This window comes from Acetobacter malorum (assembly GCF_002153605.1).
Lineage (GTDB): Bacteria > Pseudomonadota > Alphaproteobacteria > Acetobacterales > Acetobacteraceae > Acetobacter > Acetobacter malorum_A.
Map to the genome: position 1 here is coordinate 88,516 of NZ_JOPG01000007.1, position 13,629 is coordinate 102,144.

Consider the following 13,629-nt stretch of genomic DNA (forward strand, 5'->3'; position numbering starts at 1 on the left):
TGAGTCATGCTTTGGCCGTTTGAACTCCATCGATCCTATCATCGTCGCAATGACATTCATGCGCGTTTTGGCGGTCAGCAACAGGGCGGCATTTCAACGCCCGCTGACGCGCCTGGGATCTTCATTTTCACCGGACACGGCGCGGGCCATGTCGGTTACCAAGACGTTTTCGAAACAGATGGGAGCTTCCGATATACGGGGCAAGGCCAGCTTGGCGATATGCGGATGATTTCGGGAAACCGAGCCATCCGCGACCATGTGCAGAACGGCAAAGATCTTCTGTTGTTTCAGCAAACCAAGAAAGGTGGCCCGGTCCGGTTTGAAGGCCTCTATGTCTGCGGCGGATGGGAGATTGAGCAACAGCCCGATATGGACGGCCAACCGCGGCAGGCGATTGTCTTTACGTTGGTGCCTCAGAGCGGGCTTTCCATCGAGGGGGAAGATCTTGCGACGGATGCCCCCGTTGATCTTCCTTTAGCGGAACTAAGAGAACGAGCATTGAAAGCGGCGCTCGCTTCCAATGAGGCTAGCCCGCGTATCGCGTTGGCGAACGTGAGAGCTCGCAGCAAAGCAGTGCGAGATTACGTTCTGGCCCGCGCCGCAGGGGCGTGCGAAGCTTGCAGAAGCCCGGCTCCGTTTTTGACTGGCACTGGGCAGCCTTATCTTGAAGCGCATCACATTCACAAACTGAGTGACGGTGGCCCAGATCACCCCGCTTCAGTCGCTGCGCTGTGCCCAAATTGTCACCGACAGGCCCATTTTGGAGTGGACCAAGTGATTTTAAATAATGAGTTGCTTGCGCGCGTGAAAGAACTGGAAAAATGAAAGTTTTTTGTTAGCTATGGGATGGCCGTTAGAATGACCGTTATTCTGATAGGTCGAAAGAAAACGGGTCAGCCGCAATAAGTCGTCAGTAAGGTATTGGCTTTTATTGAGGCGCCTCCAAAAGAAAACGTCTCATTGCGAGCGAGTGCCACTGCGGCTGCTTAATTCAGTCATCATCCTGATCCCCGTGTTCGTTGGGTGAGCCTCCCGCCACCATCAAGAAGCGCCCGTCCGGCTCCCGCCTGTAAAGTTGTCCGCTTCCCCAGCCAATGCCGGCGCCATGATAGACTGTGCAGTCGGCGCACATGTTCGCCCAAGCGGTATGTTCTTTTACCCGGCCATCCGAGATGAAAGTCTCCTCTGCCAGAGGTATGAGGCATAGATCGCATTTGTCCAGGCCTCCTCCGTAATATCTGTGCTTGCTGACGCACTCTTCATCAACCTCTTCAGCCAGAAGCAGATCGGTCGAGCTGCTATCACAAATAGGGCCAATTCTGGGATTGAGCTTGAAATAGATTGTGCGCAAAAGATCCTTGTTCCGCTCTAGGTATGCGCCGAATTGTGCAAAAAGGGTAGTTGCCTCAGCGGCCTTCCATCTACCGTGCTTGGCACGGAAAAATTTTCGGTTCTCTCCTACAATGTCACAGCGAAGGCTACTGTAAATGAGGCCCAGGTCTTCAAGTATATCAATGTCCCGTGCCTCGTAGCCACCCCACGTCATCGCCATTAAGAAATTACCAATATCCCCCTGATAATAACTGTTCATTATGTTCAAGTAAGTGGCCGGAGCCCGTGGCACAGGGTCTACAGAGGTCAATTCGCCAATATAGATGCGCGTGGGTGTACCATTATCTTCCACAGCTAATCCGTAAGAAGGCACATATAGGACACCGTCATCTTTTGTAGTAGCGAAAAATAATGTCAGCATTCCCGTCGACGGCGCAAAAATAGAGACATTTATTATGCCTCTTGGGAAGTCATTTTTCGCTTCATTGAGCTGTGCACGGATTAGGCCTGCCCAAACCGGATTGTTCGGGAGGCATTCATCGACATCCTTCATAATTTGCGCCATCTGGGCCCGGTCGGACAGTAATATCGACCGCTTTAACCGCTGACCAGACGTGCCGGCTTCACCGGAAATCTCCCCGAGAATAATGTCGTCAGACAGCAGTGTGTTTCGTGCAAATGATCCCCGTCGATGTACGCATTCGATCGTCCACCCTTCGGTCTCAAGGATCTTGTTTTTGAACTTCGCTGGGTACCCGATCTCTTGAAAGTCCCGGTCAACGTGAGGTGTCGCACACAAGGCGTATTCCTGCAGGGTGCATAGGAGTTGGTCGCCCTCCAAACTCGCGGGAAACTCTTTTGCTTCCTCATATGTATCAGGGTCAGCTGCAATAATACGGAGATAGTTCTCTGCCGACTGTAGCTGGGGAACAAAATAAATCATGTGATCAAGCCGTTCCATTTTTGCGGCTACTGCGTCCATATCCTCCTGGGAGACGCCTCCTGCTTTTCCCTGCATCATGTTAAGATTGTAAGCAGTCGCATAGACTGCGTGCTCATGGAAATCGGCAGAAGCCCTAAGCTGCACCATGACATAGTCGGTGATGCCTTTTGCCTTACAGCTGGCATCATAGCTGGCAATGCCTTCGGCTAGACGGCTCTCGCTGAGGTACAGGCTGATCTCATGCCACGGTGATAAAACACGGCCGGCATTCATCGGAAGAGGTTCAATCGGCTCAGCACTGAGCGTCCTGACGGACTCATCGACCAGCAGCTTTACGCCGGCAACCGAGATGGCGGTATCATGAGAAAAGCGCGAGAAAGGGACTAGGAGTTCCTTCCAGTTAGTGGAAACAATGATGGCGCGGACTTCATCATCGCGGGCCCCAAGATGACTCTTTACCGCTTCAACGTATTTGTGGATTTCATGGATAGCTTCCCGTGAAGCAGCATCGCTTCTTTTTAGTTCGATCAAAACCCACCGACCGCGCTTATCCTTCGCCAAAATATCGATAAAGCTGCGTGTCCCGATGTTGTTGGGCAGATATTTCTCTATCTTCACAACTTCTAAATCAGCGTCGAGAACTGAAATCTGATCTGCAAGCAAATCGCGAAGGGGTGCCTCTAGCATGGGGTCTTTCCAATCAATTTGGCATTACAACGTGTAATGACATCGGAAGATGATACAATATGTATTTAAGGGCATCTTCCTGAATAAGGAGTTTTCTTCGCCTGTCTGAATAGATCAACTCCTGCCATGAGCGGACCGCACTCAATGCATTTGCCCTAATCTCACTTGCGGAACTTTATGGTAGCCCGGGTTGCAGGCTTAGGTCGCAAATGGTTGCATTTACGTCCGTGTCTCTTTTGCGCATAGCGGTTTTCAAGATCCTGCAAATAACCATGATCGGGGTTAGTAGGCATACCGTATGGAGCTCTATAAGGGTTTCTCAATGGGGTATTTTATGTGGGATAAAGTTTATATATTTTTATAAAATGATTTAATATCAATATTTTGTATTATTTTAATGGGGGACTCTCTCTCCGCCAGAAATAAAATTCCCAATGAAAACAACAATTTATAAACTTCCATCGGTAGCATAACCTGCCGTGTCGGTAGTGCCTCAGCGGTAGTCCTTCTCATACCCAAGAAGGACGCTGAAGTGTTTGGATTGAAACGTGCTGCCAAGTGGCCTGTGGTCCGCTCAGTTCTCCATTCCCCGTGACTGATGGCAGGATGTGTGGCTGGCCTATGGAACGGAGTCAGGCATCCGGCAGGGGTTCCTGAAGTCCCTTCAGACTCATGACAGGCAGGAAGCTATCAGGCGGCGTGGTCCGGCACTGGATGCCCTCCGCTCTCAGGTGAATGAGAACTGGCCGCCATTGGTAAACCCGCTTTTGAAGGTGACTGGAAGGCTCAGTCAGTGGTTGAGCGGGCCGATGCCGATACCTTGTCCGCCAAGGAAGAGATTGAGAAGGCCAGCAGAGTGCCGGTCATCACCAGAGATGCGAATGATCAGGTGTTGGAAGAGCTTCCAACCACAGATTAGGATCATCTGAGGAACGTCGCCACAGGGCAGGCTGAAAACGTGGCGCAGAGTCTGTCGGCTGCCAAGGGGCCTTTATACCTGATCACCTATATGGAGATGCTGGCAGACACAGCAACGCCTCTTGGCCCCTTGCTGGAGCATTGGAACTGGGCAGACAGGGTCCTCAGCAAAGCTTCACGGGTGATGGACAAAGCTGCTTTTCAACCATTTTTCTGGTTATCGTGCCAAACATGACAGTCAGCGGCAGATGATATCGGTCATTCCTACAAGGGAAAACTTATGTAATAAGCAAAAAATTACTCAAAAATAGAATTAAATTGAATGGTGTTTGTCAGGCCGCACCAGTTTAGAGGCATTGTAGCGTAGCTACGACAAGCTGAAATCAATTTTCCTCTTAACTATGCAACTCATTTTGTTAATTTTTGGTATTAACTGGCGATACGTCTCAAGGGGCAAATTGCTGTTTGGTTGCTCACATCACGTTATAAGAAACATGAATACAATTCATGCGATGATCCGAGAGTTATGTTTAGAATTTTATTTGAACCATAGAGAGAACAGCATGAAAGTTTTCTGGAATACGACCACCTTTGATCGTGCCATATTCATACTGGAGAGCAATTTTTAAAATGTCCATTGGCCACCAGTTCAGGTTGGCTGACCAGGCTTTCTGCTGCCCTCCATCGACCGAGGCGGATCTCAGATTAGCTTCTGAATAGCGTGCTGAGGCCTCGATAAGGCCTATACCATTGCAAAGGTAATTCTGATTTTTTGCACAGGTTGGAGAAGAAAAAGCTGCCGTTCTGGATTTCCAGCTCCGGGGCTTTCCGACCAGCGTATAACTGGCCTGAGCATACCAGCCGGAAAAGTGTAACTTTTGGGTGGTGTTTTCTATCGCTTTATTGGCGACAATTTCATAAGCCTCTCCCTGGAAAAGCAGGCGTTTCCAGGCTGCCGCAGCTTCCAGTCCAAAAGCGCCAACGCTTCTCAGGTCTACTTTACCTGTATTCAGATATTTGGAGGTCAGGCCAACATTCATTTCCGGATAGTCTGAAAAGGTAGCGGAGGGCTCCTGTCCATGACCATGTGCAACTTTAAAGGCCCATTCTCCTGAAAATCCGACATGGAAGAATAAATCCTTCGTACGGATAGGCACACCGACCAGCCGGAAAACAAGGGCACGCTGGTTGCCATTTTCTCCCGGACCGGCTGTTCCCGCTGTGCCGGAGAGTGCCAGATGGTATCGTTTGCCGTGGGCTTCTATCTGAACAGCCTGTCGCTCAATGCCTGCGGCAATGTTGCGGGTAATGGTGGAAATGCTGGAGCGTTCGATAAAAGCTGTGTCGCCTTGAGCCTGCATAGATTCAAGCCCAAAACTCGGTTTGAAAATGCCCGCTGTGAACACGAAGGGTTTCAGCCCAATATAGCTGATCTGACCTTCAAAAAGACGCATCTGCCCACCGGGGGCCGGCCCGAAATCCCAGATGCCGCCGAGTTCAACCTGATTATGAATAGTAACGCGCGCGCCATTCCGAATGCGCCCGCCTCGTGCTCCAACGCCCGGTGCGGGCTGACTGGTCTGGGGGAACCCGCCTATATCCAGCTGGTCAGTCGCATAGGGCTTGATGGTGATGCCGTTGAACGTGAAAGTCGGGATCGTACCGGCAAACGCTGCTGGCGTGTGTATCAATGATACACCCAGACAGGCGCAGGAGAAGCGCAAAGCGTATTGCCGCAAAGTAATCCTCCTGCGTGGTGACGTTTTGCAAAATGGACGAAAATTTTCAGAAAATATAATCAAAATGCAGCAACACAGCCATCGCTTCTGGGGTCAGCGGCGCCTTCTATCATACCGTTGCTGTGACGGACGAGCGCTCCGGCATGTCCCATCATGGAGGAGAAAGGCGAGACGAGTTCCACATCATGTCCTGCTTCCTTGAGATGCTGGATGAGGAACGCAGAAAAGTTACTTTCCATTTTAAGAGAAACGCTTTCAGCCCCCCACGTGCGGCCGAGCAGCCACCGCGGTGCGGTTACAGCCTGCTGGAGTGGAATACCATAGTGGGCATACCGTGTAAAAATAGCCGCCTGTGTCTGTGGTTGTCCTTCTCCTCCCATGGTGCCGTAAACCATGGTCCGGCCATCATCAAAGCGTGCCATTGCCGGGTTAAGGGTATGGAATGGTTTACGTCCGGGTTTGAGTGTATTCCAGCCCTCTTCTGCCAGACGGAAAGACGAGCCGCGATTTTGCCAGATTATCCCCGTTTCTGGCAGGAATACGCCAGAGCCAAATTCAAAATACAGGCTTTGTATCATGCTGACAGCAACGCCATTTGAATCAATGGCCCCCATCCATGTGGTGTCCCCTTGCTGGGAAGGGGCTGGCCAGGGCATGGCGCGTGTCATATCGATACTGCCTGCAAGGCTTTTAATCTGCGCTGTGTCATTCAGGAAGCTCTGGGCACAAGCAGTCATGAAGGCAGGATCACCGACATGCACATTGCGGAAGAGAAAAGCCTTTTTGGTGGCTTCCACCAGTCCATGAATATGGGCAAAACTTTCCGCTTCGGGTGCATGAAGCTGGTCAAACAGTTTGAGAATGGCAAGTGAAGCAACGCCTTGTGTGGGGGGAGGCGTATTGTAGAGTTTTGCCCCTTGAATGTGGGTATGCAACGGCGCAGTAAGCGTCGTTTTGTGGTTTGCAAAATCTTCAGAGCTAAGGGGGCTTCCTGCCTGCTGGAGGTCATGAACGAGCGCTTGCGCGGTGCGACCGGTATAAAAACTGTCCAGCCCATCGGCAGCCAGATGCTTCAAAGTCCGCGCTAATGCTTGATTACGCCGGATTTCTCCCCGGCGCACCAATGCGTCTCTTCCAGCATAAGCTGACATGAAATTCTGATTTTGCGCCAGTTCGACTTTCTTTTCACGGAGAAGAGCCGCTTCACTGTCTGAAACAGCATACCCTGCCTCAGCGTAGTAAATGGCATCTTTTAGCAGTTCCGATAGAGAAAGACCGGGTCTTATGGACGCACTCTGGCGCAGGGCTTCCTGCCAGCCTGAAACGGTGCCTGCCATACTGTTGGCGGCAAGGCCTCCGCGCCATGGAATTTCAGTGTGACCGGCTTCCTGATAAAGAGCGAGGTTGGCTCTGGCTGCCGCAGCGCCGCAGGCATCAATAACGCAGGTGCGGCCATCTGGATAAGAAATAAGCCAGAAGGCATCCCCCCCAAGTCCTGTCATATGCGGATAAACAGCGGAAAGAGTGGCCGCGGTGGCAACCACGGCCTCCAGTGCTGTCCCGCCTTTTTTCAGAATATCAAGCCCGGCCTGACTGGCGAGATGATGCGGCGAAGTCACCATTCCGCGCGTAGCATGAAATGTATGCAGCATTAGATGTCCGAAGCATGTTTGGTGTGATAATGGCGGGCGATAAGCGTGCAGAGAAAAAGCTGAATCTGATGATACAGAATCAGTGGCAGGATAATGAAACCTGCGATGGATGCAGGGAAAAGCACGTTTGCCATAGGCACACCCGAGGCAAGTGATTTTTTTGACCCGCAGAGAATGAGAGAGATTTCATCCCGGGACGAAAAACCAAAAACTTTTCCTAAAAGAAGCGTGATGAGCAATACAAGCAGCAACAGCCCGAGATCTATGGCTGCCAGAGAGGCGATGCTATGCAAGTCCAGTTTGGACCAGATGCCCTCCACAACAGCATGGCTGAACGCTGTATATACGACGAGCAAGATAGAAGAGCGGTCTGTTATGGAAATGATCTTTTTGTTGCGATGTGCCCATTTGTGCAAAACAGGCTGAAGAAGCTGGCCCGCAACAAAGGGTAGCAGAAGCTGCACAGCAATATCTGTTATGGCCTGAGCAGACCATACGCCCTGCGTATGCAGAACCACTGAAACCAGAACTGGTGTAATGAAGATACCGGCAATGTTGGAAAGGGTCGCTGCACAGATAGAGGCCGCGACATTCCCATTGGCGAGGGACGTCAGGGCAATAGAAGACTGAACGGTGGAGGGGAGGCAGCACAGAAACAGCACGCCCAGCCATGTATGGCTGTCCAGCAGGCCGGGAGCCAGAGCATGGAGCGCGACCCCTAGAAGGGGAAAAAGCAGGAAGGTGCAGGCCAGCACCAGCCCCTGCAATTTCCAGTTCCGCATGTTTTCCAGAATGGCGCGCCGTTCAAGCTTGAGACCCTGCATGAAGAACATGACCATGATGCAGGCATCAGTCACATATTCCAGAATGAGAGTGGCGTTTCCTTTGCACGGAAGAACTGTTGCCAGGAGGACGGCGCAAATCAGGGCTGTCAGAAATGGGTCGATCTTACGCATCAGGACGATTTCTGCATAAAGCGGCGGCGCATGGGGCGCAGAACGGCAAGAGCCAGAACAGCGGTCAGCAGATCGCCGCCAATGGCCAGAGCGAAGACCGGGTGCCAGTTGCCACTGGCCTGATGCAGCCACGCAGCGAGTGGGCCGCCAAAGACCGCCCCGACACCCTGTGCCATATAAAGCAGTCCATAATTGCGGGAGGCATCACGTGTGCCGAATGTGTCCGTGAGTGTCGCAGGGAAAAGCGAGAAAATTTCACCCCATCCCAGAAAAACGATGCCGGAAAGCAGCACAAAAGCGACAGGGTGATTGGCCAGAGCGAGCCAGCATGTGAGGGCAAGTGCTTCAAGAGAGAACGCGAATGCCATGGTCTGCTCACGCCCCAGATGGTCGGAAACCCAGCCAAACAATGGGCGGGTGACGCCATTGGCAATACGGTCCAGCGTCATGGCCAGTGGGAGCGCTGCCATTCCCAGAATAGTCAGGTGTGCTACGCCAAAATCTGTAGCAATCTGAGCGAGCTGAGAGGTGACCATCAGGCCTGATGTCGCCATGGTCGCCATCATAAAAAACATCAGCCAGAAGAGAGGAGTTTTTACGACATAGGGCGTCAGATATCCCGTATTTTCAGAAGATGTGCGCGCGTTGGCCGTGCTTTCTGGTGTTTTCAGGAAGCAGGCCGCGATAACACCGACTATGGCCATGATGATGCCAAACACCGTCATGGTATTCCGCCAGTCAGACGCAGCCAGCAGGTGAGAGATGGGAAATGTTGTGAGCATGGCCCCCATGCCATAGCCCGCTGCAGCAGCTCCGGCTGCCATCCCCCTGTTTTTAGGAAACCACTGCATGAGGAGGGAAACGACGCCGACATAGACAATGCCCGTGCCAATGCCGCCTAGTCCGCCATACGTCAGGTAGAGCATGGTGAGGGAATGGACCTGCGCCGAGGCAATCCAGCTGAAGCCGGTCAGAACAATGCCCGCAATAATCAGATTACGCGGCAGAACATGGCGCGCAATCCAGCCCTGGATAGGCGAGAACAGGGTTTGCAGCACAATCAGCAGGGAAAAGGTAACCTGCAGGGCCGCTGCGCTGGCGCTGAAATCTGTTTTCAGAACTGGTGTAAACAGGGTCCATACATATTGCGGGGAGGAAATGGCTCCCATGCAGACCAGACCGGCTATCATCTGCCGCCATTTTGCTGCGATCATCTTCTGTATCCTTTGTGGGAATTGCTGCTGAGCGTAGTCATTACGGGCTAGTTACGTGTACGATGCAGGGTGGGGAGGCCAAAAGCCGGGCTGAACTGGATGTTGAGCATGACACCAGCCTGTACTGCGGTGTTCAGGTTGGGCAGAATGGTCTTGCGTCCCAACTGGTCTGGGTTCCAGATATATTCAAAATAGGGTGTGAACATAACGCCCGGTGCAATATTCAGACCATAGTTTACTTCCACCATGGTTTCTTGTTTTGCCCACCTGGCATGATGACCATGCGCGGTCAGTGTGTCGTTCATACCGTCAACAAATCTGTGGTCCCAGATGAAGCTTTGACCAACCAGACCAAAATAATCACGTGGGCGGCTGGCGAATGGCCCCCAGTCAAACAGCCCTGCGACAAAACCATCTTTGATAGCGGCGTTCCCTGAAGTCATGAGGTTCGCTGCGCCAAACAGGATCAGGCCACGGGTTCCATGTGCATCAGGTTTCCAGATCATCTGCTGCGCCTGAAGGTAAAGCTGCGTGCGGCCACGACGGTTCATGGCTGTGCCTCCATACAGAGGACGAGACTGGCCATGGTTATTGTAGAGGGGGTCAGAATAGCTGGCGGTATCGTAAACAAAGCCCAGATCGTAAGCGCGGGGATAAAGATCATTGGTGAAGTTTGTGCGGTAGCCAGCTTCCGTTGGAATATATTCGCCCTCAGCTTTATCAAACCCCCAGTCCGGCCCCGGCCAGCTATTATGGTTACTGGCTTTCAGCCAGGGTTCAGCTTCCCAGATCCCTGTCTTGATGTAAGTTTTTTCTGTGGGTTTATAGAGGAAACGAGCACCCCATGAGGATGTGACAAAGGACGGCATAGAGCCGTTGACTGTAAGGGTGGTTGGCACAGAACAGAGGAAAGACGGGAACATGCAGTAGAGTTCAGAGCCGTCAAACTCACCGCCTTTGGGCATAGACCGGCCCGCCAGAATGAAGAGTCGATTATTAAAAAGTGCCTGATCCCACGTAAATTCTCTAACCTGAAAACCATTATGATTTCCGTAGTAGGAAACGAAACCCCAACTGGAACCTGTGGCACCCCCTGCACGGCCCTGACCGGCAACGTCATCTGCCAAAAAATGGATTTTTGCACCCGGGATATGCGCAATGCGCTGCATATCCAGATCCAGCCCAATACCCGCAAAGTTATTGAAGAATGAACCGTGCTTTATGCCCCCGGCAGGCACACCGGAATATTCTGAAACATTCCAGCCAGTAATATAAACACCATTTTTGGAGAGATATTTTCCGGCAGACATTACCGGCTGAGTGTGCATGGAAAAGAGGTAGGGCTGAGGCTCGATTGAGTGTGCGCTATTGGCAGTCGGAGCAGATGGAACGCCACCCGGGGTATTAATGGATGGTACGTACGCTGGCACGGAAGGATCCGTCATGCTGCGTGCCTGTCCGTAATCTGAATTTTTCCCGTGTACCACGATATTCGGGGCTTTTTTGGCGTCACTTTCAGCAAGAGCAGGAGAAAAAGCGGTTGCCATTTGAAGAGCCGCGCCAAAAAGGAACAAGCCAAAACAAAGCGGGCTGGGGATTTTCTTGAGCAAGATCATAGCGGGCCTGTTTTTATGTGCTGATCTCAGCGGGGAAAGGCATCCTTCGTTGCCTGGATCAGCATGTTTTCAAGGGAACTGAACTCTTGTTTGTTGTTCAGTGCGACAAAACCAACAGGCAGTGATTCTGGTAAGTCTGGCATAACGATGGGAGAAGCAAGGGCGCTCCGCTGGAGGAAGCCGGGTTGCAACGTGCAGCCATAACCTGCTTTGACGGCTCCAAGCAGAGCACTGAGGCTGTCGCTACAAAATGCAATATGCCAACGGATTTTGTGTCGATTAAGGGTTTCGAGCGCTATGCGTCGGGTCACACTCCCTTCTGGAAAGACCACAAGGGGTATGGATTTTTCTTTATTGAGGATTTCTTCAGGATGCATGTACCATCTCAGAGATTCCTGCCAGAGCAAGGTACCATGTGTTTCATGAGGGGCCTGCATTCCAAACATCAGGTCAATATCCCCAGTGGCAAGCCGGTCGCGTAATTGGTGGCTTAATCCTGTGATGAGACTGACCTGAGTTTTGTTATTCTGTTTTCTGAAATTTCTAAGCAGTAACGGGAGGTCTGAAAGAATAAGATCTTCCGTTAAGCCAAGTCTTATTTGTGTCTGTGTTTCGAGTTTTTCTGAAAGTTGGAAAATTCTGTCATGAGATTGCAGGGCGTCTTGTGCCAGACGGATAAGCGCATGACCCGAACTGGTGAGTTCGACCACTTTGGTTGAACGCGAGAGAAGGGAGATGCCCAGCGCTTCTTCCAGGCGGTGGATGTGAAGGCTTATGGTCGATTGACTCACGCCCCGACGATGAGCCGCGGATGTAAAGTGAAGCGTCTCTGCAACTGCCAGAAAAGAACGAAGATGTTGCAGATCTAGATTAGATTTATCGAGCATATAGATAAACATCCAAACGGAATCGCTATATCCGATTGATGCGATATAGATATGAAATCGTCAAGGAAAACGATGCGATGAAGAAATGGGAATGGTGTAAAAAATACTTAATGTGATTTTGCTGTTATGACGCAAAAGCGGAGATTTAATATTGCTTTGATCAAATTCTATCTATGGAATGAGAATTTATTATTTGTATACAAGCCTGAAGCCTGGTGAGTAAGGGTTGGGTGGCTGGCCTGTTAACGAAAATAGTCACTGCAATGCCGCACGGTCTTCTTGGCGCACCGAAGCTCGTGGAGTGATGTCGCGTACGCAGGAAGTCTGATCTGTCGGGATTGTCGCTAAGGTCGACAGATATCCCGTCAATGAGGATGGCTTAGGTGAGATATATGCGCACGCAGCACGTGGGGCACGGAACCAAAGCCATGATCGTTCCTTTAGACACTGTCTGAAATGACGACCGATGTTACTCCACACCCTATTTCGGAAAGAAGAGTGAGTAGTTAGTCGGGGTTTCATACCAACAGGAAGGAGCGCGTATCATGATTACCGTACATCATCTGGATAATTCACGGTCACAGCGGGTCCTCTGGTTGCTGGAGGAACTGGAACTTCCGTATGACATCAAGTTTTATAAACGTGACCCTAAAACCATGATGGCTCCGCCCTCTCTGAAGGCCATTCATCCTTTGGGTAAAGCTCCGATCATCACGGATACGGAAGGGAACGTGACGCTGGCCGAAAGCGGGGCGATTATCGAATACCTTGTTGATAAATACGGTCAGGGGCGGTTGGCGCCTGCGCGTGATACGCCCGACTATATCCGCTTCATCTACTGGCTGCATTACGCAGAAGGTTCGGCGATGCCGCCGCTTTTGCTCAAGCTGATATTTGGAATGCTGCCGGAAAAAGCCCCTTTGTTTTTCCGTCCGTTTGCTTTCCTGATTGCAAAAGGGGCACAGGCACAATTCATTAATCCGCAGGTCAAACTGCATATGGATTATTGGGAACGCAGTTTGTCCGAAAGTGAATGGTTTGCGGGAAACAGTTTTACCGCTGCGGATATCCAGATGAGCTTCCCACTTGAAGCCGCCGCCGCCCGTGCCGGAGCAACGGACAGTCGGGCGCATGTGAAAGCATTCCTAAGCCGTATTCATAACCGCCCGGCCTATCAGCGCGCCCTGCATCGCGGTGGAGCATATGCTTACGCCAACGCGGACAACAGTTCCTCATCCTGAGTGGAGACACTCGTCGCATGCAGTTTGTGCGCGGGGTGTTTCCCTTAGTCAGTTATCTACATGATATTTAACGATAACCGGGTGGTCATGCACAATCACAGGAACACCGTTTTTGGTTACAGGCCGATGTTTTTCATTGCGGCAATAATCCAGTGAGATGTCGTCCAGTTCCGGCTTTTCGCTTGAAACAATCCGACACTTTACGTTGTGACCCGCTTTGTCGATGTCGGCCTTCATCACAACAGTGGCTTCCGCGTTGTTCTTTTCTCTCTGTTCGGAATCAGCCGGTGCATTCTGGGTGGGCTGAGACGGGTCCAGATCGTCCGCAAGGGCTGGAGTATGAGCCTGCGTTGCGTAAGCAGTCAGAAGGAGTGTGAGTGTCGCTGTTATAACTTTTTTCAAATTCGCCTCCTGCGGAATTAGGAAGACAGATGTATCAGGGCA

General features: G+C 51.4%; 10 protein-coding genes. 2 read left to right on the forward strand and 8 right to left on the reverse strand.

The window, feature by feature from the left end:
* Nucleotides 1–6: 6 nt before the first annotated feature.
* Nucleotides 7–825, forward strand: coding sequence for an HNH endonuclease (locus tag HK23_RS03545; protein WP_086652887.1), 819 nt, complete (start codon nt 7–9; stop codon nt 823–825).
* 166 nt (nt 826–991) lie between these two features.
* Here HK23_RS03545 and HK23_RS03550 read toward each other — a convergent pair whose 3' ends face one another.
* The 7 genes from HK23_RS03550 to HK23_RS03580 all read right to left on the reverse strand — a co-directional run bounded on the left by HK23_RS03550 (nt 992) and on the right by HK23_RS03580 (nt 11,944).
* Nucleotides 992–2,962 carry an endonuclease NucS domain-containing protein gene (locus tag HK23_RS03550; RefSeq protein WP_086652888.1) on the reverse strand — a complete coding sequence of 657 codons (1,971 nt, stop codon included), beginning with the start codon at nt 2,960–2,962 and terminating at the stop codon, nt 992–994.
* A 1,448-nt stretch (nt 2,963–4,410) separates the two neighbouring features.
* Nucleotides 4,411–5,571, reverse strand: coding sequence for an OprO/OprP family phosphate-selective porin (locus HK23_RS03555; RefSeq protein ID WP_086652975.1), 1,161 nt, complete (start codon nt 5,569–5,571; stop codon nt 4,411–4,413).
* Between the two features lie 107 nt (nt 5,572–5,678).
* Complete coding sequence (locus tag HK23_RS03560) at nt 5,679–7,271, reverse strand: gamma-glutamyltransferase family protein (RefSeq protein WP_086652889.1); 1,593 nt, start codon at nt 7,269–7,271, stop codon at nt 5,679–5,681.
* On the reverse strand, nt 7,271–8,227 hold the full coding sequence (locus HK23_RS03565) for a bile acid:sodium symporter family protein (RefSeq protein WP_179193779.1): 957 nt from the start codon (nt 8,225–8,227) through the stop codon (nt 7,271–7,273). The genes HK23_RS03560 and HK23_RS03565 overlap by 1 nt, the downstream gene beginning before the upstream one ends.
* Complete coding sequence (gene oxlT, locus HK23_RS03570) at nt 8,227–9,441, reverse strand: oxalate/formate MFS antiporter (RefSeq protein ID WP_086652890.1); 1,215 nt, start codon at nt 9,439–9,441, stop codon at nt 8,227–8,229. Before oxlT ends, HK23_RS03565 begins: the two co-directional genes overlap by 1 nt.
* Before the next feature lie 47 nt (nt 9,442–9,488).
* Complete coding sequence (locus HK23_RS03575) at nt 9,489–10,886, reverse strand: carbohydrate porin (protein WP_256940050.1); 1,398 nt, start codon at nt 10,884–10,886, stop codon at nt 9,489–9,491.
* Between the two features lie 197 nt (nt 10,887–11,083).
* The gene (locus HK23_RS03580; RefSeq protein ID WP_063908425.1) at nt 11,084–11,944 is read right to left on the reverse strand and encodes a LysR family transcriptional regulator; all 861 of its coding nucleotides are present in this window, start codon (nt 11,942–11,944) and stop codon (nt 11,084–11,086) included.
* A gap of 545 nt (nt 11,945–12,489) precedes the next feature.
* Between HK23_RS03580 and HK23_RS03585 the strand changes: the two genes are divergently transcribed.
* A complete protein-coding gene (locus HK23_RS03585; protein ID WP_086652893.1) occupies nt 12,490–13,185 on the forward strand; it encodes a glutathione S-transferase in 696 nt (231 codons plus the stop codon).
* Nucleotides 13,186–13,233: 48 nt separating this feature from the next.
* On the opposite strand, the gene HK23_RS03590 is transcribed toward HK23_RS03585, so the two are convergent.
* A complete protein-coding gene (locus tag HK23_RS03590; protein ID WP_086652894.1) occupies nt 13,234–13,587 on the reverse strand; it encodes an energy transducer TonB in 354 nt (117 codons plus the stop codon).
* Between the last annotated feature and the right edge of the window lie 42 nt (nt 13,588–13,629).